Annotated in this window: 21 protein-coding genes and 1 pseudogene; 6 read left to right on the top strand and 16 right to left on the bottom strand. The window is 70.1% G+C overall.

All coding sequences use genetic code 11. The features are described from left to right. Positions 1-203 precede the first annotated feature (203 nt). Positions 204-1,526 carry a cellulose binding domain-containing protein gene (locus KME78_RS45425; protein ID WP_219536152.1) on the bottom strand — a complete coding sequence of 441 codons (1,323 nt, stop codon included), beginning with the start codon at positions 1,524-1,526 and terminating at the stop codon, positions 204-206. A 480-nt stretch (positions 1,527-2,006) separates the two neighbouring features. Between KME78_RS45425 and KME78_RS45430 the strand changes: the two genes are divergently transcribed. Further along, positions 2,007-2,234, top strand: coding sequence for a hypothetical protein (locus KME78_RS45430; RefSeq protein ID WP_219536153.1), 228 nt, complete (start codon positions 2,007-2,009; stop codon positions 2,232-2,234). Here KME78_RS45430 and KME78_RS68250 read toward each other — a convergent pair. The 5 genes and pseudogenes from KME78_RS68250 to KME78_RS45455 form a co-directional block, all read right to left on the bottom strand. Further along, positions 2,225-2,455 (bottom strand): annotated as a pseudogene (locus KME78_RS68250) (hypothetical protein); the annotation flags it as partial. The gene KME78_RS45430 and the pseudogene KME78_RS68250 overlap by 10 nt on opposite strands. A gap of 67 nt (positions 2,456-2,522) precedes the next feature. Then, positions 2,523-3,263, bottom strand: coding sequence for a sulfite exporter TauE/SafE family protein (locus KME78_RS45440; protein WP_308127376.1), 741 nt, complete (start codon positions 3,261-3,263; stop codon positions 2,523-2,525). Between the two features lie 54 nt (positions 3,264-3,317). Next, on the bottom strand, positions 3,318-4,919 hold the full coding sequence (locus KME78_RS45445) for an AMP-binding protein (protein ID WP_219536154.1): 1,602 nt from the start codon (positions 4,917-4,919) through the stop codon (positions 3,318-3,320). 60 nt (positions 4,920-4,979) lie between these two features. After that, positions 4,980-5,291, bottom strand: a complete 312-nt coding sequence (locus KME78_RS45450; protein WP_219536155.1) for a hypothetical protein — start codon at positions 5,289-5,291, stop codon at positions 4,980-4,982. Then, the gene (locus KME78_RS45455) at positions 5,288-5,431 is read right to left on the bottom strand and encodes a hypothetical protein (protein ID WP_219536156.1); all 144 of its coding nucleotides are present in this window, start codon (positions 5,429-5,431) and stop codon (positions 5,288-5,290) included. Before KME78_RS45455 ends, KME78_RS45450 begins: the two co-directional genes overlap by 4 nt. Positions 5,432-5,566: 135 nt before the next feature. Between KME78_RS45455 and KME78_RS45460 the strand changes: the two genes are divergently transcribed. The 3 genes from KME78_RS45460 (at position 5,567) to KME78_RS45470 (ending at position 7,697) form a co-directional block, all read left to right on the top strand. Then, positions 5,567-6,190, top strand: coding sequence for a hypothetical protein (locus KME78_RS45460; protein WP_219536157.1), 624 nt, complete (start codon positions 5,567-5,569; stop codon positions 6,188-6,190). A gap of 73 nt (positions 6,191-6,263) precedes the next feature. Beyond that, on the top strand, positions 6,264-6,998 hold the full coding sequence (locus KME78_RS45465) for an endonuclease V (protein ID WP_308127377.1): 735 nt from the start codon (positions 6,264-6,266) through the stop codon (positions 6,996-6,998). A 75-nt stretch (positions 6,999-7,073) separates the two neighbouring features. Then, positions 7,074-7,697, top strand: coding sequence for a DUF6891 domain-containing protein (locus KME78_RS45470; RefSeq protein WP_219536159.1), 624 nt, complete (start codon positions 7,074-7,076; stop codon positions 7,695-7,697). Between the two features lie 22 nt (positions 7,698-7,719). Here the strand turns inward: KME78_RS45470 and KME78_RS45475 are convergent, their stop codons facing one another. From KME78_RS45475 to KME78_RS45485, 3 genes are all read right to left on the bottom strand, one after another. After that, entirely contained in the window at positions 7,720-8,091 is a 372-nt protein-coding gene (locus KME78_RS45475) for a hypothetical protein (protein ID WP_219536160.1), read from the bottom strand. A 235-nt stretch (positions 8,092-8,326) separates the two neighbouring features. Beyond that, positions 8,327-8,698 carry a hypothetical protein gene (locus KME78_RS45480; protein ID WP_219536161.1) on the bottom strand — a complete coding sequence of 124 codons (372 nt, stop codon included), beginning with the start codon at positions 8,696-8,698 and terminating at the stop codon, positions 8,327-8,329. A gap of 46 nt (positions 8,699-8,744) precedes the next feature. Then, positions 8,745-9,161, bottom strand: a complete 417-nt coding sequence (locus KME78_RS45485; protein WP_219536162.1) for a hypothetical protein — start codon at positions 9,159-9,161, stop codon at positions 8,745-8,747. 355 nt (positions 9,162-9,516) lie between these two features. On the opposite strand from KME78_RS45485, the gene KME78_RS45490 reads away from it, so the two are divergent. Then, the gene (locus tag KME78_RS45490) at positions 9,517-10,623 is read left to right on the top strand and encodes a carbohydrate-binding protein (RefSeq protein WP_219536163.1); all 1,107 of its coding nucleotides are present in this window, start codon (positions 9,517-9,519) and stop codon (positions 10,621-10,623) included. Positions 10,624-10,665: 42 nt separating this feature from the next. Here KME78_RS45490 and KME78_RS67580 read toward each other — a convergent pair whose 3' ends face one another. From KME78_RS67580 to KME78_RS45520, 6 genes are all read right to left on the bottom strand, one after another. Next, a complete protein-coding gene (locus KME78_RS67580; protein WP_219536164.1) occupies positions 10,666-13,401 on the bottom strand; it encodes a CHAT domain-containing protein in 2,736 nt (911 codons plus the stop codon). A gap of 6 nt (positions 13,402-13,407) precedes the next feature. Then, positions 13,408-13,890, bottom strand: a complete 483-nt coding sequence (locus KME78_RS45500; RefSeq protein WP_219536165.1) for a hypothetical protein — start codon at positions 13,888-13,890, stop codon at positions 13,408-13,410. Then, positions 13,887-14,486 (bottom strand): RNA polymerase sigma factor, encoded by a 600-nt coding sequence (locus tag KME78_RS45505; protein WP_219536166.1) that lies wholly within the window; start codon positions 14,484-14,486, stop codon positions 13,887-13,889. Before KME78_RS45505 ends, KME78_RS45500 begins: the two co-directional genes overlap by 4 nt. Beyond that, positions 14,486-16,144: a S8/S53 family peptidase gene (locus KME78_RS45510; RefSeq protein WP_219536167.1), complete on the bottom strand. Its 1,659-nt coding sequence runs from the start codon at positions 16,142-16,144 to the stop codon at positions 14,486-14,488. Before KME78_RS45510 ends, KME78_RS45505 begins: the two co-directional genes overlap by 1 nt. Positions 16,145-16,238: 94 nt before the next feature. Then, positions 16,239-17,015 (bottom strand): HAD-IIB family hydrolase, encoded by a 777-nt coding sequence (locus tag KME78_RS45515; protein ID WP_308127378.1) that lies wholly within the window; start codon positions 17,013-17,015, stop codon positions 16,239-16,241. 38 nt (positions 17,016-17,053) lie between these two features. Further along, positions 17,054-17,530 (bottom strand): DUF2283 domain-containing protein, encoded by a 477-nt coding sequence (locus KME78_RS45520; protein WP_219536169.1) that lies wholly within the window; start codon positions 17,528-17,530, stop codon positions 17,054-17,056. A gap of 134 nt (positions 17,531-17,664) precedes the next feature. Here KME78_RS45520 and pyrF point away from each other — a divergent pair, with 134 nt between their 5' ends. Beyond that, positions 17,665-18,471, top strand: a complete 807-nt coding sequence (pyrF, locus tag KME78_RS45525) for an orotidine-5'-phosphate decarboxylase (RefSeq protein ID WP_219536170.1) — start codon at positions 17,665-17,667, stop codon at positions 18,469-18,471. Positions 18,472-18,486: 15 nt separating this feature from the next. On the opposite strand, the gene KME78_RS45530 is transcribed toward pyrF, so the two are convergent. Continuing rightward, on the bottom strand, positions 18,487-19,029 hold the full coding sequence (locus tag KME78_RS45530) for a hypothetical protein (protein ID WP_219536171.1): 543 nt from the start codon (positions 19,027-19,029) through the stop codon (positions 18,487-18,489). Between the last annotated feature and the right edge of the window lie 106 nt (positions 19,030-19,135).

Consider the following 19,135-nt stretch of genomic DNA (forward strand, 5'->3'; position numbering starts at 1 on the left):
CGACGATCAGGACAACGACCCCCGGGCAAGGGAAGACGGCTTATCCGATTTGCTTGGGTCCCGGAATATGCGCACTGCGGCCTTTCAAAGAAAGGACTGGAAAATAGACCGGCGCGCCGCCAACGGTATTTCCGCATGCAATTCGGCTGACGGAAGAACGGCGCCGGGCCTCGCCATTCGACTCAGGCCCGGCGCACGTCGGCTCAGGCGGGCACTCTGGCGCAGACGGTGTTGTTGAGCTTGAACTCGGCCGGTATGGCGTTCGTCCCGGTGGCGGTCGCCGAGAAGCCGAAGCTCTGGCTGGAGCCAGGGCCGATGTAACTGTTGTGGGTGGCGTCGCGGGCGGTCACCTGGGTGCCGGTCTGGACCACCGTGGCGTTCCAGGCGGTCGTGATCTGCTGGTTGCCCGACCAGGCCCAGGTCACGGTCCAGCCGTCGACGGGGGTCGTGCCGGTGTTCTTGATGGTCACGCTGCCGTTGAAGGCGCCGTCCCAGGCGCCGGTGGCGTAGGCGACCTCGCAGGACGTGCCCATCTTGAGCCCGCCACGCAGGAAGGTCGCGAAGTTGGCCCAGCTGGGATTCAGCGTGCCGGTGCCGACGCTCTCGCCGCAGTCGGTGGTGGTGCGGACGGTCTGCAAGCCGTAGTGGGCGGAGTCCATGACCTGGGCCATCAAGTGGTCCGCCCCGGGCACCGAGACGAACGTGGCGTCACCGCACTGCGCCTTGATCCTGTCGTAGAGCAGGACGCTCTGCCCGTGCGGCACCAGGAAGTCGGCCTGGCCGTGCAGGAACATCAGCGGCGGGTCGTTGGCGTCGACGTACGACATCGGATTGGCCTGGGCCACCGTGGCCGGGCACGTCTGGATCGGGCAGCCGACCAGGAGGGATTCCGGGGAGGCGGGAGAGTTGTGGTCCAGCCCGCCGGTCGGCAGGTTCTGCGCGTTCATCTGCAGGAAGTCGGTCGGGCTGTAGAAGGCGATCCCCGTCTGCACGGCGCTGGAGACGCCGGTCGTGCCGACGGTGCCCTCCAGCGCCGTCACGCCGCCGGACAGGGTCGCCATCTCCGTCAGCCAGCCGCCCGAGGATTCGCCCATGATCGCGAAACGATTGGGGTCGAGGTTGTACGTGGCGGCGTTCGCGCGCAGCCAGCGGATGGCCGCCTTGATGTCGTGCACCTGTGCCGGAAAGACGGCTTGGCCGCTGGACCGGACGCTGACGCCGGCCACGGCGAAGCCCAGCGGGTTGAAGACGTTCGCGATCGTGTCCGCTTCGGTCTTGCCGTTGTCGCCCGTCCACGCCGAGCCCTTGTGCCAGATCAGCAGCGGCCGGGGCGTGATGCCGGTGGACGGCAGGTAGAGGTCCAGGAGATGCCCCCTGCTACCGGCCGGTTGTGCGGGCGCGTAAGCGATGTCGGTGATCGCCTGCATGGCGTGGGCCGGCGGCGCGAAGTATGCCGGCACACCGACGGCGGCCAGCACGGTCATCACCACGCCGACGAGCATGGCTGTGCGGGTTCGAGCTTGCATGGTGCGACTCCGGGTCAGTCGGATGATCGCCGCTTCCCCGGTGGCCGTCCGTAGTCTCCTGCGACGCCGGAGCAGCCGCGATCAGCACGCCGACCCTGCGAGAACGAACGTCCCGCTCGAGTGCCGTGGCTCACATCGATATGGACGGGGAGACGATAAGGCACGAAAGTAACGATGGTCAAAGGTTTCGGCGCATCGCGCTAACCGACCAGGAAAAGAAGCCTAAAACGTACTTTATGGGCATGTAGAGCGACGACAGGCTCAGATCATCCATGGAATGCACAGGCAGCCAGAAAAAGCGACCCCAGGAAGTGACGGCGGTCTTACCGACGGTAAATGTCGGTGGAACTTGCGCAGCTCCGCGATAACGCCGATGGAAGTTTCAGCTCGTTCCGCGACCGATTCCGCCTTGACAATTTTCGTGGCGGGTCTTGAGTGCTAGTGTCCAGGGTCATGATCTCCCCAGCCCCAGGAGGATGAATGCGAAAGGTACGCGCTGTTCTCGTCTCGGCCGTCATGGTCCTCGGAGTGTCGCTGACAGTCAGCGCCGCCCCAGCGCATGCAGACAGCACCGTCAAACTGTCCGGCGTCTTCACGGACCTTTCGGAGTGCGAGCGGATCGGAACCAAGGGCATCACCCAGAACTGGTGGGACCACTACTCATGCGTATGGGAGCCCCGGTACGGCTACTACTTCCTCTACGCGTGACCCGGTGAAACGCACGCACCCCCGGCCGTCAGGGTCGAACCGGGGGCGCGTGCTCTCGCCACCGAGGCCTCGTACCGGCTCGGCGGCCGGCCGGGCGTCGTCCCGCCCAGGATGGCGCCGAGCGCGTAGCCGATCGCCACGCCGGAGCAGCGCACCGAGACGGGGAACATCTCGGCGTACATGGCCGACATCCGCCCGTACGACAGGCCCAGGCCGACGGTCAAGACGATGATCGCCACCGCGAAGAGGTCCTGGTGCGCTGAGGGGATTCTCGCGCTCCCCGGCACGTCAGCTCGCGTACGAGTCGTACCCGAGTTTGATCGCGACCGCCACCCCGCACACCGCGGCCAGATACCGCAGGCTCTGACCGGGCAGCCGGCGGGCGATCTTCGGCCCCAGCCACCCGCCCAGCAGGAACCCGACCGCCAGTGGCAGCGCCGCCCCCCAGTCCACCGGCCCGAACAGCGCGAACCCCAGCGCGGCCACCGCGTTCGCCAGCCCGGACAGCATGTTCTTCATCGCGTTCAGCTTGGCGGGCGTCTGGTCGAGGAAGCCCGCCAGCACCGCGAACATCAGGACCCCGCCCGCCGCCCCGAAGTATCCGATATAGATCGACACGGTGAACAGCGCCACCCGCAGCAGCAGACCGTGCTCGCCCCCCGGCCTGACCGACGGCCGCCGGATCAGCAGCAGCGAGGCCCCGGCGATCAACCACGGAGCGATCAGCTCGAACGTCCGCGCCGGAGTCACCAGCAGCAGCAACGCGCCCACCGCCCCGCCCAGCGCGGTCACCCAGCCGAGCCGCAGCACCCGGCCGCCCTCCCCCGCCAGCTCGGGCCGCGACCCGACCGCCGCGCCCACGCCGGTGAACATCAGCGCGACCGTGTTCGTGACGTTCGCGGTCAGCGGCGGCAGGCCGAACGCGAGCAGCGCCGGGTATGAGACGATCGACGCCAGGCTCACCACAGTACTGACCACCCCGGCGACCACCCCCACCCCGAGCAGGCCGAGAACCTCACCGGTGATCACCTGGCCATGCTAGGCCGTGTCCGTTTTGTCCTCGACGCCGGGTCTCCGCAGCGGTCAGGACCCCGTCCCGTCCAGCCCGAGCAGATCGACCGCCCGCCTGCGCATCTCCACCTTGCGGATCTTCCCGGTGACGGTCATCGGGAAGGCGTCCGTCACGTGCACGTACCGCGGGATCTTGAAGTGCGACAGCCGCCCCGCGCAGAACTCCCTGACCGCCTCGGCCGTCAGCGGCTCAGCGCCCTCCCGCAGGATGACCCAGGCCATCAGCTCCTCGCCGTACCTCTCGTCGGGCACCCCGATCACCTGGACGTCCGCGACGTCCGGGTGGCGGTACAGGAACTCCTCGATCTCGCGCGGGTAGACGTTCTCCCCGCCGCGGATGACCATGTCCTTGATCCGCCCGACCACGTTGACGTAGCCCTCGTCGTCCATGGTGGCCAGGTCGCCGGTGTGCATCCAGCGGGCGGTGTCGATGGCCTCGGCGGTCTTGTCCGGCTCGTCCCAGTAGCCGAGCATGACCGAATACCCGCGGGTACACAGCTCACCCGGCTCGCCGCGCGCCACGGTCAGCCCGGTCTCCGGGTGCACGATCTTCACCTCGACGTGCGGCAGCACCCGGCCGACGGTCTCGGTCCTGCGGGCCAGGTCGTCGTCGGACCTGGTCATCGTGGACACCGGGGACGTCTCGGTCATGCCGTAGCAGATGGCGACCTCGCGCATGTTCATCTCGCTGACGACGCGCTTCATCACCTCGACCGGGCAGGGCGACCCTGCCATGATGCCGGTTCTGAGCGAGCTCAGGTCGTACCCCTTGGCCACCCCCAGCTCGGCGATGAACATGGTCGGCACGCCGTACAGCGAGGTGCATCTTTCGTCCTGTACGGCCCGCAGCGTCGCCTCCGGCTCGAAGCTCGGCGCGGGGATCACCACGCAGGCCCCGTGCGAGGTGGCGCCGAGGTTGCCCATGACCATCCCGAAGCAGTGGTAGAAGGGCACCGGCAGGCAGACCCGGTCGGTCTCGGTGTAGTGGATCAGCTCGCCGACGAAGTAGCCGTTGTTGAGGATGTTGTGATGCGACAGGGTCGCGCCTTTGGGGAAGCCGGTGGTGCCGGAGGTGTACTGGATGTTGATCGGGTCGTCGAAGGACAGCTCCGACATGCGGGCCCGCAGCCGGTCCTCCTCGACGGTCTCGGCCAGGAGCGCGTCCCAGCCCGGGTCGTCCAGGTAGACGGCGTCCGCGAAGCCGATCTCCTCGACCATCGCGCGATAGTCGCTGGTCTTGTGCGTCTGGGCGCTGATCAGCAGCCGCATGCCCGACTGCTTGACCACGTACTCCAGTTCGTGGCTTCGGTAGGCCGGGTTGACGTTGACCAGGATCGCGCCGATCTTCGCGGTGGCGTACTGCACGAGCACCCACTCGGCGCGGTTGGGCGCCCAGATGCCGACCCTGTCGCCCTTCGCGATGCCCCTGGCCAGCAGGGCGAGCGCGAGCCGGTTCACGTCGGCGTCGAGGTGCGCGTAGGTCCATCGGCGCCCGCTGGGGACGTCGACCAGGGCCTCCCGGTCGCCGAAGGCCACGACGGTCCGTTCGAGGTTCTCGCCGATGGTCTCGCCCAGGAGGGGGGTCGGCGCGGTGGCGCTGGAGTACGACTGCATGTCCACAGTGTCGGCCTCGTCCTGCCGTACGCACCAGACCCGGGTTCGGGTACGGCGGAGCTATGACTGGGGGTCCGTCCGGCATGAGCAGGCAACGGTCACCAACGCGCCCCGATCCCGATCCACGTGTGTGACCTGGCCGGAACCGAAGCAGTAGGGGCAGCCGAGCGCCTCGGCGACGCCCGGGTCGCGCCAGCGCCTGTCCTCCCACACGGGCGGCGGCCCGTCCGGCGGCTCGGGCACCTCTTCGGCGGGCTCGTGCTCGGCGCCCACCCAGCCGCGGCCGGCGCAGAAGCGGCAGGCCAGGAACAGCTCACCGAACTGCTCGCCGCGACGGCCGCCGCATTCGGGGCAGGTGATCGGGTCGGTCATGCCCGGCCGGTTCCGTCGCAGGTCTTGCACGACACCCACACGGACTGCTTGTTACTGTCACCATTCCGGTCGATCCATTCCCCGCCCGCACCCAAGCAGATGCCGCAGACCGGCGGCGGCTCATCGTCCTTCTTGGCCATGTCACGACGGTAACCGGCCGGGCACAGACTGTCTGCCGATCTGTTGTCACAGCACCCACGGCGCAGGGGCTGTACACCTCTTCGCCAGATCGCACGTCTTACCGCGTTCACATTTCTTCGCCTCAGGAGTCACAGATGCGTCTCCATTTACGTGCTCTCGTCGGCCTGGCCACGCTCGCTGGAGCGTTCCTGCTCTCGACGCCGCTCCCCGCTCAAGCCGCTCTCACGACCGCAGGCACCTATCGCGGCGAGGGCGACGACGTGGTCCGCATCCCCGCGACGTCCAAGCCGAGCATCGTGAAACTGACCCACCAGGGCGAAAGCAACTTCGCCGTATGGACGCTCACCACGAGCGGCAAGCAGGTGGATCTTCTCGCCAACACGATCGGCGATTACCGGGGCACGGCCGCGTTCAACGTCAACGGCACCAACAAGATCCGCTCCTTGAGCGTCACCGCCGACGGTGCCTGGACCCTCCAGGTTCTCCCGATCAGCAAGGCCCGCTATTGGGCGATCAAGGCGAAGGGGTCCGGTTCGGACGTCCTGCGACTCACCACGGCCAGCAAGGGCCTGCGTCGCCTGACGATCCGCCACAGCGGCGAATCCAACTTCGCGGTGTGGGCGCTCGATGATCGCGGTCAGTACTTGAACCTGCTGGTCAACAAGATCGGCACCTACAAGGGCCGGGTCGTCCTGCCGTCAGGTACCCGGTATGCCACCATCACCGCGGACGGGGCCTGGACCATCAGCCGCGGATAACCTCCCCCATCCACAAGTTCAGGGACCGGGCGGTAGTAAGCACCTCTGTCTGATGCGGCATAGGTTGGGCCGCGTGCGTGTAAACCAGCTTCACCCGTGGCCGACGAGTGCCGAGGAGGCGGAGGCGATCCAGGAGCGTCTCCGGCTTCACGTCGAGTTGACCGGGCCGACCGAGTTCACGTTGGTGGCGGGACTTGACGTGCATTATCACGGCGATGACGACGTAGCCGCCGCCGTGGTGGTGCTCTCCACAACCGCGCCCGCACCCGCACCCGCAAGCAGCGTCACGGACGATCGCGCGGGGAGTGTCGCGGGTCGGGTCGCGGGCGGTCTCGTGGTGGTCGAGCAGGTGGTGGTGCGCGGCAAGGCGCGGTTCCCGTACGTGCCGGGGCTTTTCGCCTTTCGCGAGTTGCCCGCGCTGGTGGAGGCGCTGGAGCGGCTCACCGTCACCCCTGACCTGCTGGTCTGCGACGGATACGGCCTGGCGCACCCGCGCGGGTTCGGCCTGGCGTGCCATCTGGGCGTACTGACCGGACTGCCCGCGATCGGCGTCGGCAAGACCCACTTCGTCGGCACCCACGACACCCCGGCCCCCGCTCGGGGCGCGTGGACGCCCATCGACCTGAACGGCTCGACCGTGGGCCGGGCCCTGCGTACACAGCAGGACGTCAAGCCGGTGTACGTGTCGCAAGGGCACCGGATCACCCTCGACACGGCCTGCGCCGAGGTCCTGCGGCTCTCCCCGTACCATCGCCTGCCGGAGCCCATCCGCAAGGCCGACCACCTGGCCAGACACGGCGACCTGTGACCGGCGGCCCAGAGCATGCTCCCCCGCGCCTACTCGGCGGCGCGGAGTGTCGGCGTGATCATGTAGGTTCCTGGCATGCATGACGACACCGGTGAAAACAGCGACAACGACTTGGACGCGTCAGACTCGGAAACCGCATTCTTACGGGAGCAGATCGAACTCGCGGTTTTAGGCGGTTTTGATGACGAATGGGATATCGAAGACTGGCTGGCGGACGAGACGACCGACGAAGATCTGCTGAATGAGCTGAAGGCGTACGCGGAAGAGTTGTTCCGGCAGCAGCAGGCGCGTGAGGAAACCTGGCGCACCCCCACCGTGAACGACGCCATCGACCAGGCGTTCGAGCAGCTGAACGAACACGGCATAGTCGCATTGCAGAACGCGGGCTACACGATGTCCGACGGCTGGAGCGACGCGCACGAGGCCGCCTCGGAGTTGCCGGAAAAACCGCGCGGCGCGGTCTTCTATCACGGCCAGGACCTTGAGTTCGGGGTTCAAGGCGAAGGGCTGATGCTGGCGTTCGGCGCCTTTGAGGACGACGAGACGAAGAGCGAAGCGGCGAGCACGGCCATCGCACAAGAGGTGTGCGACACTCTCGCCGCTCACGGGGTGAAGGCGAAATGGGAGGGCTCCGTTCACTCGCGTATCGAAATCCCGCCGTTCTCGTGGCGTAAGCGCCGCTGGACCTCCGCGCCTTGACTCCAACCCCGCCGCTCTGGCGTCAGCGGCGCCAAGCCCAGACGAGCAGCCACACGCTCAGCCCGAAGACCGCCATCCCCAGCGGCACATGCACGGTCATCACCCCCGACCCGCCCACCGCGGACTGCACGAAACCGAGCAGCAGGATCGCCAGCCCGACCACGGCGGGCCACCCCGCGCCGCGTCCCGGCCGCCAGACCAGCACGGCCGCGACGAGTTGTGCCAGCCCCAGCAGGTGAACGGCCCCCGCACCCAGCCCGTGCAACCCCGCCGACGCCCCGCTGAGCAACTGGCCGGCCGTTACGGCCTGGAAGAGCACGGACAGCGTGTTCAGTACGGTAATGATCTTGAACGCGGTGAGATACCCGCTGCCCTTGGCGACCTGGGTGACCATTCGACTCTCCTTCGACCTCGTGAGGTCTCAAGGATCTTGCCGTCACGGCACCGCGACATCCCCCGCCCGTCGTCATCCGCACTACGCCAGGAGTCGTACACGCAGGTCGCCGAGACCGCTCGCGGCCGTCCGGCGTGACCATGCGGAGCAGGGCGGCTGGTGAGACTGAGCGGTTCGGCTCAGGGCGTCTCACCAGCCGCCGGTCTGCTCACTTACCGGTTCAGGTGGGGCGGGTTCAGCATCTGCGCAGGCCGTACCTGCTGGGGTCGGCGTCGAAGCCGCTTGGTGTGTGCACCACGGAGGCCGGCACGTACCCGAAGGCGCCGAACCTGTCGCCGACGGTTCCGTACCAGGTGGTGTTGCCCCCCGGATGGAGTTCGCCCTGTGTCCAGCAGGTGAACCAGCTCTGCGTGGTGTCGAGGAAGTCCACGTCGTCGACGGGCCGGGGCCCCTTGAACACGGGGACTCCGCCCTCGTTGGAGCAGTGCAGCCTGCCGTCGTGCGGATCGACGCCGCAGGCGTCGGCGGAGGCGGTGGACGGGGCGAGGCCGAGCAGCGCGAACGCCGCGGTGGCGATGGCCATGGCGACGACCTGACGCTTGTTCATCTGTACATCTCCTTCAGTGTTGTTGTTGTCGGAAACCTCGGCGGCGTCACGGGCCGATGAGCTCGTAGTCGGCCAAGGTGCACTCGCGCAGGCCCGGCGCGGGGTCGTGGGCGGTGGACACGTGGACGGCGGGCAGGAAGCCCCAGCCGCGGTAGGGCGCTATCGCCTTGTCACCCGCGGCGAGGTACCAGATGTTGTTGCCGCCGGCGTGCGGGCCGCCCTCGACCCAGCACTGGAACCAGCTGAAGCCGCTCGTCAGTACGCCGGTCTCCGCGGTCTGGTAGGAGGCGTCGTAGGACAGGGTGACGTTCGGGGTGTTGCCGCAGTAGAGCCTGCCGTCGCTCCGGACCCCGCACTCCTCGGCCGCCGCCAGGGCTGGGGTGGCGGTGGCCCCGACCCCCGGGAGGGCGCCGAACAGGGTCGCGGTCAGGAGGGCGTTGGCCGCGATATTGCGGATCGTCATGGTGGTGGTCTGCCTTTCTGCTGCTCCGTCAGGTGCGGCGGGTTCGCCGCGATGAGAGCCAGCGAAGCCGGACGAGTGAGGTGTCCAACAGGAGCTCGGACGGACTCGTCCGGAATCGAGCCAGCCGGTGGCCAGGCTCGGACGGCAGATCACCGCGGCGCCCGCGTCCGAGGTTGTCCCCGGGCGCGCGGAGCGCGTGCCGCCATCCTTCGGACACGCCAGGTAATCGCTCGTACACTTTGCGACAGGAGCGGGTCGGGGAGGGCAAGGGTTGGCGGCGATGAGCGACCATCCGGAAGCTGGCGAGGATCCCCGAAGCGTCAGGCAGGCGTCGCCCCGGCCCGGGGTGGATTCGGTGACCTGCCACGAGGATCTGGTGCGGTTACTGGCCGAGCAGTTCGCGCGGGCCGACACGTCATTGCGGGAGCTGCAACTGCGGGCGGACAGGGCGGGCGGCACCCGGCTGCCACGGGCGACCTGCGCGGACATGCTGGCCGGCCGGCGCTTCCCCAAGAAGGCGTTGATGGTGGCTTTCCTGCGGGCGTGCCGGGTGCCCGAACCTCAGCTTCCGGCGTGGGAAAGGGCATGGGAGCGGGTACGGGTCGCCCGGATGCCCGCCGGTACGGTGCCAGATCGCAGCCCCTCCGGAACGGAGGCGCATCGCGGTCCCGCCAGGACCGAGCCGGATCGCCGGCCCACCGGGACGGAGCCTGATCGCGGCCCTGCGGGTACGGAGCCTGATCGCGGCTCTGCGGGTACGGAGCCTCATCGCAGCCTCGGCGGCGTGGCGCCCGTCACCCGGACAGCCGGGCCGGGCGAGGCAGGGCCGACCCCTGTCCCCCGCCGAAGCTGGCGGCAAGCCGCCGTGTCGGCGGCGTTGGCCGCGCTGGCGACTGCGGGGGCCGTGAGTGTCATCATCGATCAGCGGGAAGCGTCACAACGCGTCGCGTCCGACGGCCTCGGCAGCCCGATGAGTCCCGGCCGCATCGTCAGCGATGACGGCCGCGCGTTCAGCGCCGGTGGGTCGAGCCGGTTCACCGCGACCGTCGATCCCGCCAACAGCGGAGTGCGACTGATCCGCCGCCTGGACGCGGGCGTCGCCCGGCAATACGCCACCATCACCGTGAACGGGGATCCGGCCGGGACATGGCGGCAACTGCCCGGCGACAGCACCTACAAATGGCGGGAGCAGATCGTCGAAATCCCGCGAACCCTGACCGCGGGTCGCCACTCGCTCACCATCGTCAACACGTTCGTGTCCTCTTCCCTAGGCTTCAACGAGTTCCTCTACCTCATCGAACAGAAGATCAACGGGGTCTGGTCGACCGCCGACACGGTCGACATCGGCCCTGAGCACACCGCCAGCGAAGCCGCGCACGACTACCACATCGTCGCGCAGGGCTGGGCCGATACCCAGACGTTCACCTATCCACCGCGCGAGGAGGACTGGCGGGTCGAGTAAGTTCACCCGCGACGCGGATACAGACCGCGCCAGGTCGGCGCGTCAGCCCGCGCCGAAGCACACGAACGTGGACAACGACTCCCCCGCAGACGCCGACGCGGACGCCGACGCGGCGGCCAGCGCGGCCGCCGGTGACAGGCCGAGCGCGAGGTGCCGGTGGTAGGCGGCCATGATCGCGATGGCCGTCTCGTCGGGCACCTTGGCCACGCTGGAGACGACGGTCGGCGTGCCCATGTAGAGCAGGGCGGCGGTGAAACCGAGCAGTTCGTCGCCGGGCCGTACGACCAGCCGCCCGATGTCGCAGGCGGACAGGACGACGTGCCGCGGCGCCGTACGCAGGCGCTGAACGTCGTGGGCCATCAGCGGTCCGTCACTCAGTACCAGGCGGGAGAACAGGACGTTCTCCCGCTCGTGGTGCCCGTGGGCGGCCAGATGGGCGATGGACGCGCCGTCGAGCGCCTCCAGGGTGGCCGCGACCGTCGCCGCGGAGCCGGTGAGCCGTCGCGCCTTGGGGTAGAGGGTGGCGAGCTGTTCGATCTCGGGTTCCACGGCGGTGAGGTTGGGGCCCGCGACCAGGAGTGGCGGTTCGCCGTCGGCGACGCCGGTCAGGCGGGCCCGCTGGGCGGCCGCCCAGACCTGGGCGGAGGGGGCCGCCACCACGGGCTTGCCGACGAGGCCGGGCAGCGCGCCCCAGGGGATCGCCGACAGGGCCATGGTCGGGACGACGACGATCCCGTCCGCCCCGGCGAGTGACGGCAGCAGGGGCGCGAGCAGTCCGTCGGCGATGGTGGCGAGTTGCCGTCGTAGGGACGCGTCGATCACCGCCGCCAGATTCGGCCGGAGGTTGCGCCCGGCGCGGGCGTTGAGGTCGCCGGTCAGCCGCTGTACGGCCTCGGCCAGCGGCGCGTACGCCCCGAGCTCCAGGAGGCGGCACCTCCCGGCACCCAGGACGAGGGCCAGCAGCCTGCCCTGGACGTTCAGCAGGCTCACCAGCGCGAGACCGGCGGCGGCCAGCTCGGCCTCGACCGCGCCGGTCGAGACGGGGGCCAGGCTCTCGCGTACCCCGGGAAGTTGCCAGCCGCGTTCTCTGATGAGGCGTTCCAGCTCCAGGCAGCGCCTGCGGATCTCCGGGTCGCGGCGCGCCGCGGCCTCGCCCGCGTGCAGTTGCTGGGCGAGGTGGCGCAGCTCGGCCATCGCCTCGGCGGTCGGCTCGTCGTGCTGGGGGCGGATCGGCGGGAAGCGGAACGCCTGCGCCCGGCAGCGTTCCGACCACTCGAACACCAGCCGCGCCGAACCGTTCGCCAGCGCCGCCGCCAGGCCCGCGGCCGCGAGGTCGGACCCCAGCGCGGTGACGCCGGTCTGCATGTCCAGGCTGCCCAGCCGGCCGCGATGCGCGTGGATCAGCGCCAGCCCCGAACGGACCCGCCGCAGCGCCTGGCCGCGCAGCCCCCGCGCACCGGCCAGCTCGGCCTCGGCCAGCCGCCGCATCAACCGCACCTCCAGCGGCGCGTCACGGGAGCCCGGCCGCACGAGCGGCGCGATTCCGCTCCAGAGCGCCTCCGCCTCGGCGAGGTTTCCGGCGGCGACCAACGCCCTGGTCGCCAGCAGCGCCGCCGTCTCGCTCTCGTCACGCAGGCCGAGCTCGGCACACCGCGCCGCCAGATCCACGGCCTTGCGCGCGACCGGCCCTGGCCTGCCGCCGTGATCCGGCGCGCCACCCGAGCCCGGCCAAACGCCCTGATCCAGCACCCCACCCGACCCCGGCCTACCGCCCTGGTCGGGCGCGCCGCGCGATCCCGGTCGGGGCGGGCCCAGTCGGGGCGGGCCCAGTCGGGGCGGGCCCAGTCGGGGCGCGCCCGCGAACTCGGCGCGTAGTCGCATCAGCTCCGCGCGCAGCGCCCAGGCCGGGCTGCGTCTGCGGCGGAAGCGGTCCTCGGCCCGCCGTGCCCAGGCGCGCGCCTCCGCGAATCGCCCGGCGTGCAACGCCGCCTGCGCGCGGGCCAGCTCCGCCTCGGCGTAGTCCTGCATCAGCCGCTGTTTGCGGAACCCGTCGAGCGCCCCGTCGAGCGTACGGCCGGCCTCGTCGGCGAGGCCGGCGGCCAGCAGCGCCCTGGCCTGGTCCAGCGCGAGTACGGGCAAAAACCCGGGGTTGACCCGGCGATAGGCGCCTTCCACCTCGCCGAACACCGCCAGAGCCGTCGGGATGTCGCCCAGTAGCAGGTCGCAGTAGCCGTCGTTGTGCTGCGCCTTGGCCTCGAGGACCTCGTGACCCAGGGCCCTTGCGAGCTCGGCGCTGCGGCGCGCGTCCGCGCGGGCCAGGCGGACCTTGCCTGTCATGAGGTGGATGACCGACCGGTTGAGCAGCACCCTGGCCAGCTCCACGCCGCGGGCGAGCCGCGGCACGGCGAGGTCGAGCAGTTCGAGCGCCTCGGCGGTACGGCCGGTACGCAGGTACATCAGCCCCCGCTGGCCCTGAACGATCGCCAGCTCGGCGGGCGGCGCCCATCGTTGCGCCTCGTCGAGCAGCTCCGTGCCGCGGGCGGAGTGACCCTGTTCGGCCTCGGCGTGGGCGAGGCTGGTCAGGAGGCGGGCGAGCAGCACCGCCCGCTCCGGATCCCCGGCATCGGGAGGCGCGCCGGTCTCCCAGCGCAGCAGCGCCAGGCCCTGCCGCAGCCGCCGCGCGGCGAGCCCCGGGTGGCCGTCGTCGGTCGCGGCGACGGCCAGCCCGTGCAGGCGGGCCGCCCGCTCGTGGATCTCCGAGCCCTCTGCGGTGCTCACGGGTTCTCAGAGGACGATGGAGGGCGTCACCGCCAGTATCGCGGCCTCCCCCGTAACGTCCAGTGCCGGCCGTACGACGAGCTGGGCCAGCCCCCGGATCACCTCGTCCACGACGAACCTGCCCTGTTCGTCCGCCCTGACCACGACCGGCCCCTCGGCGGTGCGCAGCTCGACCACGTGGTCGCCGGGCGGGGCCAGCCAGCCGTCCAGCCGTACCAGGCGCTGGGTCTGGACGCTGACGCTGATCATGATCGTGAGGGCGTCGCCTTCGAAGGTGATCGTCCGGCTCTCCTCACCGCCGCGGACGCCCGCCCGCAGCCCGAGTTCCTCGCTCAGCCGCAGGACCTCGGCGTCGGCCGATTCGAGGTCCAGGGCGAACTGGACCCGCTCCACCAGCGTCTCGGGCACGGGGTCGAGCACCGAGAACATCCTCCTGATCTCGTCGAGGATGAACTCGTCAGTGGGGTCAAGGTCATCCGGAGGGATCATGACACGCTCCAGCCACGGTCCTCGGCGAGCAGGCGGCGCAGTTTCGCCAGGCAGCGGCCGCGCGTGGGGCCGATGCTGCCCTTCGGCATGCCCAGCGTGAGGGCCACCGCGTCGTAGTTCGGGCGGCGGACGAACGCGACGAGCCGCAGCAGATCGCGGCAGGAGTCCGACAGCCGGGCCATGGCGTTCCAGAGCGCCTGGTGCCGCTCGTTCCGCAGGACGAGCTCCTCCGGCAGGGTGTCGGAATCCGGTACGTCGTCGAACGCCGTGGGGCTCACCGGCCGGGCGTCGCGCTGCGTCGCCTGGACCCGCCACGCTTCGCGGGTCGCGGTCGTGACCAGCCATTCGATCAGGGCACGGGGAGCGGTGATCGACTTCAGGTGGCGCAGGAGCCTCAGCCAGGTCGTCTGGATGACGTCCTCGGCGGCCTCCCGGTCCAGTCCCTGGCGCCTGACCACCTGCCACAGCAGGGGCGTGAGGTCGGCGGCGATCAGGTTCAGCGCTTCACGCCGGCCGTCTCTGGCCTCCTGGAGCAGGCCCGCCAGCCGTTCCCGCCGATCGGCGGGAACGGGCTCCGGTCTCAGGTCCGCGGCCATCACACCGGCGTGATCGTCGGGAGGTCACCGTTCTTCAGCCTGGCGACCACGGCGTGCGCGCGTTTGAGCGCCACCTGCCGGTCGGTGTTCGCCAGGTCGACGGCCTGGTGGTCCTGGATCAACAGCTGCATGATCGTGGCGCCGAGTACGGGCGCCGCGAACGACGAACCGCTCCACGTGGCGAACTGGCTCTGGTGGTTGTCGCTGTCGAAGGAGGCCCGGCCGGTCAGTTCGAGCGAGGCGGACCTGGCGCCCTTGACGCCGGGTGGGAAGGTGCTGACGAGCACCGCGCCCGAGACGTGCCACCGGATGGCCTCGTGCTCGTTGCTGAAGATCGCGATGGTCCCGTCGGGGTTCGTCGCGCCCACTCCCAGCATCGGCGCGAGGTCAGGGTCGTTCTGGCCGTCGAGGGCGCCCGCGGCGGGCCAGAACGCGCGGCTCGACGCGTAGTTGCCGGCGGAGCAGACCACGATGACGCCGCGCCGCCGGAGCTGGGTGAGTTTGGCCAGCAGCGGCGGCGTGTGGAGCGGGTCGTCGGCCGTCTCGTGCGTGTACCCGAGCGACAGGGACACGACGTCGTAGAAGCCGCCCCGCGCGATCTCGTCCAGCAGGTGGTCCAGGGCGGCGTGCAGCGCCTCCTCGGGCACCACGCCGTCGGCCTGCATGACCCTGATCATGAGCACCCGCGCGTCGGGGGCGACCTGGCAGACCAGTCCCGCCTCCATGAGGCCGTGCCCGGTGTGCGTGTTCAGCGTGCCGAGCAGGGGGTTGGGCGGGTCGGCGTTCTCCTTGTAGCCGACGAGTTCGACGCCCGGGTTCGGCTCGCTCGCCTCGACGGCGAGCTGAATACGCTGCTGGGCCGCGTCGCTGACGGACAGGAACGCGTCGGGGTCGGTCACCGGCCGGAACCAGGCGTGCCGCTGCTTCGGCAGGCCGGTGTCGGGGATGACCATCACGGGGCGCCGGCCGCCGATGGTCGCGGCGGGTCTGCGGGCCGGTGGGCCGCCCACGACGTTCACCGGGGTTCTGGCGTATCCGGCCATGGGGGTGGCGTAGGCGCCGCCGGTCGTTCCGTGGCCGCTGGTGGCGGGCTCGCCGCCGATGTCCAGGGCCGCGCCGACGCCGACGAACGCGGACCCGACGAGCAGGTGGTCCAGCGCGATCCTGGACAGGAGGTTCCTGACGGGCGCCTGCCCGGCGGCGTCGGCGAAGCCCGGCAGCGCGCGGCGCAGCGTCCGCAGCGCCCGCCACGCGTCGATCACCACGTCCGTCTCGCCGGGGGCGACCTTGAGCACGGCGGGATGCCAGCTCGGCACCTCACCACCGCGACGGCGGTCGCGCTCAGGCTCCCCATCGTCACTGTGATCGTCCCGCAGGCCCGAGACCTCGATCGTGAGATGGATCTGCGCGAGGGTGGCGGTGACCCAGGCGAGCCCCGCGTCGGAGTTCAGCACCTGGACGGGGATCAGCAGCACGTCCGAGCGGTAGACGGTCGAGGCGGGACGGCTCTCGCCGGCGTCGAGCTCGACCGTGGCCGGGTCCAGGACCTTGGCTCCGTAGCGGTCCAGCAGCGGCTGGGGGAAGTCCAGGTCGCGCGACGGCAGCCCGTCCCCGTCACCCGAGGCGTACGGTTCGCTCTCGTAGTCGATGGTCAGCATCCGGTGGCCTCCGTCTCTTTCCCGTATGGAGAAAGAGTCACGCCCTACTGCGGTGATACACGTGAGGCATAACAAGCCGGTCACACGAGAGTTGTCAGGCGTAGAGGCGTTCCAGGACCGCGGCCACACCGTGGTCGTCGTTGGACAGAGTGCGCCGCTCGACGGCCGCCATCACCATGTGGTGGGCGTTCGCCATCGCGTACCCGGCCCCGGCGAAGGCGAGCACCGCGAGGTCGTTGGGCATGTCGCCGAACGCCACCACCTCGGCCGGATCCACGCCCCGCTCCGCGCAGAGCCCGGCCAGCGTGCCCGCCTTCGTCACCCCGGGAGCGCTGATCTCCAGCAGCCCGGTGCCGCCCGAGTGCGTCACCTCGGCCTCGCCCTCGACGGCCGCCACCGCGGCGGTGAACATCTCGTCCACCGCGTGCGTCGCCGACCAGGCCAGCAGCTTGACGATCGGCTCGTCCTCGTCGCAGGCGACCTGAACCTCCCGGGTGTACGGCAGGTCCGGCACGATGCGCCGGGTGTAGCCGGGCTCGACCAGGATCCGCCGGCCCGTCTCCACCGCGAAGGCCACACCGGGCAGGGCCTCGCGGAGCGTCTCGGTCAGCTTCCTGCCGGCGACGGGGTCGAGCGCGTACGTGCTGGTGATCTCGCGGGTGTCCAGGTCGTAGACGATCGCCCCGTTGCTGCAGACCGCGGTGCCGGTGACGTCGGCCATCGCGGCGATCGGGTCCACGCTCCGTGGCGGCCTGGCGGTGACGAACACGATGTCGGCTCCGGCCTCGCGGGCGCGGCGCAGGGCACGGCGGGTGCGCGAGGACACGGTGCCGGTGGAGTCGAGGAGGGTGCCGTCCAGGTCTGTTGCCACGATACGAGGTGGGATCACGCCACCATTAAAGCGGGCGGTCAGATGCGCATCTCGGACGGCATCGACGTGGTCGCGTTGAGCAGTTCCACGCCGAGCAGCTCTCCCGACTCTCCGTAGTCGAGGACGACATCTTCCGATACGGTCTGCCGTACCGCCTCTCCCGGCACTATTTCGTGCTTCATCGCGATGTAGGCGACGTCGTGCTCCTTCTCCCACCGGACGTACACGGTGTGCGGGCGTCTGTCGGCGGGCTCCTCGTCCCAGCTCAGCCAGCCCTCCTTGGCCTCGTGCGAGCCGCCGAGCGCGGCCCGGACCATGGCCATGGCGAGTTCGAGCGCCTGGAGCGAGTCGACGCCGGTGGCCTTGCGGTCGTGCTCCCACCCGGCGAGCCCGTCGATCCGGTAAGGGCACGACCACTCCCCCGTCGGCTCCTCGATCGGCAGCCCGATCGTGACGACGACCTCGCGTAGCGGCTCGGTGCGCAGCGTCAGCGTGCGGTGGGCGATCTCGTACATGTCTGCTGATCTACCCCGGAGACGGACGCTGGAAGACTGGCGGCGAGAAGAGCCGGCCATACCGCCATGGTCGAAAAGCTTCCTGCCTTCGACCGGCGCCCATAGTCTGCGTACGTCGCGAGGGGAGTCCAGTGGTGAATGAGTCGTTCGGGATCCGGTTGCTGTCCAGGCTCGACAAGTACGGCCCGCTCTGTGTCGGCATCGACCCCAGTCCGGCGCTGCTCGCGGCGTGGGGGCTCGACGACTCCCCGGCCGGGCTGGAGCGGTTCAGCCGTACGGTGGTGGACGCGGTGGGCGACGTGGCGGCGGTGGTCAAGCCGCAGTCCGCGTTCTACGAGCGTTGGGGCTCCCGGGGCATCGCCGTGCTGGAGAGCGTCATCGCCGACCTGCGTGAGGCGGGCACTCTGGTGATCCTCGACGTCAAGCGGGGTGACATCGGCAGCACGATGGCCGCCTACGCCGAGGCATACCTCGACCGGGGCAGCCCGCTCGCGGTCGATGCCGTGACGCTCAGCCCGTACCTCGGATTCGGTTCGCTGGAGGGTGCGATCACGTCGGCGATCGCCAACGACGCCGGCGTCTTCGTCCTGGCGCGCACCTCCAATCCGGAGGCCGTCGCGCTGCAGACGGCGGTCGCGGGCGAGATCTTCGCGGGCGCCGCGGCGGCGAACGCGGGCCGCGCCCCGCTGGGCCCGGTCGGCGTCGTCATCGGCGCCAACCTGTCCACGCTCGACCAGCCGCTGGAGCAGCTCAACGGCCCCATCCTGGCGCCGGGCCTGGGCGCGCAGGGCGCCGCTCCCGCCGACCTGGCCCGGCTGTTCGCTCCGGTACGGCAGGCGGTCGTCCCCTCGGTGTCACGGGCCGTGCTCGCCGACCCCGAGCGGATCCGCGAGCTGGTGCTGCGTTACCGCGACGACTGCGCCCGCCACCTGTCCTCCTGACGGGGCGGGCATCCTCTACCAGGGGTCCTGAGGCGGCCTCACCTGGAGCGAAACCCGGTTGGCGTGATCGCCGGCCGCACCGAAGGCCGCCGTCTCCGCACCGATCTCGCCGCGCCAGCCGCAGCCGCACACAGCCCTGTAGTCCGTACCGGAAGTCTCCACCCAGGCCAGGTGCCCCGCGCCACGATCCGTCCTGCGGGCCGCGGCGACGCCGATGCCGAAGATGACGGCAGCGCTCCAGCTCAGGAATGTGGCAGCCGAGCTCCGGAACTCCACGACGCCCGCTTCGTCATAAGGGTTCATGCTGGGCGCCAGGCATACGACAGCGGCCGCGACGGCAAGGAAAAGGATGGCCCCTCCCCATATGCGGGTGCGGCGCACGCATATCAACACCGTCGGCCCGATCGCGAGGACGGTTCCGATCACCACGCCCGCCCAGAACCGGGAGCCGTACCAGGTCAGCTCGGGAAGGTTGAACGCGGGAGCAAGTCCGATGAACGTGGCGGCGAGCGGAAAAATCACATGCGGGTGGCGATCCAGAAAATCATCGAGATCCATGGCTCAGTGACCTCCCCCGCCGGAGAACCGCCGCATACTCGGAGAACGAAGCAAGCCTCGGCATGGTGCCCACATGTCGCCGACGGCAGCCGTGGGACTAGGGACA

The sequence above is a fragment of the Nonomuraea guangzhouensis genome (assembly GCF_019396345.1).
Taxonomy (GTDB): Bacteria; Actinomycetota; Actinomycetes; order Streptosporangiales; family Streptosporangiaceae; genus Nonomuraea; species Nonomuraea guangzhouensis.

Excerpts from the sequence above, each read along its gene's own strand:
- KME78_RS45425 (WP_219536152.1), bottom strand. The coding sequence starts at position 1,526 with ATGCAAGCTCGAACCCGCACAGCCATGCTCGTCGGCGTGGTGATGACC.
- KME78_RS45430 (WP_219536153.1), top strand. The coding sequence starts at position 2,007 with ATGCGAAAGGTACGCGCTGTTCTCGTCTCGGCCGTCATGGTCCTCGGA.
- KME78_RS45445 (WP_219536154.1), bottom strand. The coding sequence starts at position 4,919 with ATGCAGTCGTACTCCAGCGCCACCGCGCCGACCCCCCTCCTGGGCGAG.
- KME78_RS45450 (WP_219536155.1), bottom strand. The coding sequence starts at position 5,291 with ATGACCGACCCGATCACCTGCCCCGAATGCGGCGGCCGTCGCGGCGAG.
- KME78_RS45455 (WP_219536156.1), bottom strand. The coding sequence starts at position 5,431 with ATGGCCAAGAAGGACGATGAGCCGCCGCCGGTCTGCGGCATCTGCTTG.
- KME78_RS45460 (WP_219536157.1), top strand. The coding sequence starts at position 5,567 with ATGCGTCTCCATTTACGTGCTCTCGTCGGCCTGGCCACGCTCGCTGGA.
- KME78_RS45470 (WP_219536159.1), top strand. The coding sequence starts at position 7,074 with ATGCATGACGACACCGGTGAAAACAGCGACAACGACTTGGACGCGTCA.
- KME78_RS45475 (WP_219536160.1), bottom strand. The coding sequence starts at position 8,091 with ATGGTCACCCAGGTCGCCAAGGGCAGCGGGTATCTCACCGCGTTCAAG.
- KME78_RS45480 (WP_219536161.1), bottom strand. The coding sequence starts at position 8,698 with ATGAACAAGCGTCAGGTCGTCGCCATGGCCATCGCCACCGCGGCGTTC.
- KME78_RS45485 (WP_219536162.1), bottom strand. The coding sequence starts at position 9,161 with ATGACGATCCGCAATATCGCGGCCAACGCCCTCCTGACCGCGACCCTG.
- KME78_RS45500 (WP_219536165.1), bottom strand. The coding sequence starts at position 13,890 with ATGATCCCTCCGGATGACCTTGACCCCACTGACGAGTTCATCCTCGAC.
- KME78_RS45505 (WP_219536166.1), bottom strand. The coding sequence starts at position 14,486 with ATGGCCGCGGACCTGAGACCGGAGCCCGTTCCCGCCGATCGGCGGGAA.
- KME78_RS45510 (WP_219536167.1), bottom strand. The coding sequence starts at position 16,144 with ATGCTGACCATCGACTACGAGAGCGAACCGTACGCCTCGGGTGACGGG.
- KME78_RS45520 (WP_219536169.1), bottom strand. The coding sequence starts at position 17,530 with ATGTACGAGATCGCCCACCGCACGCTGACGCTGCGCACCGAGCCGCTA.
- KME78_RS45530 (WP_219536171.1), bottom strand. The coding sequence starts at position 19,029 with ATGGATCTCGATGATTTTCTGGATCGCCACCCGCATGTGATTTTTCCG.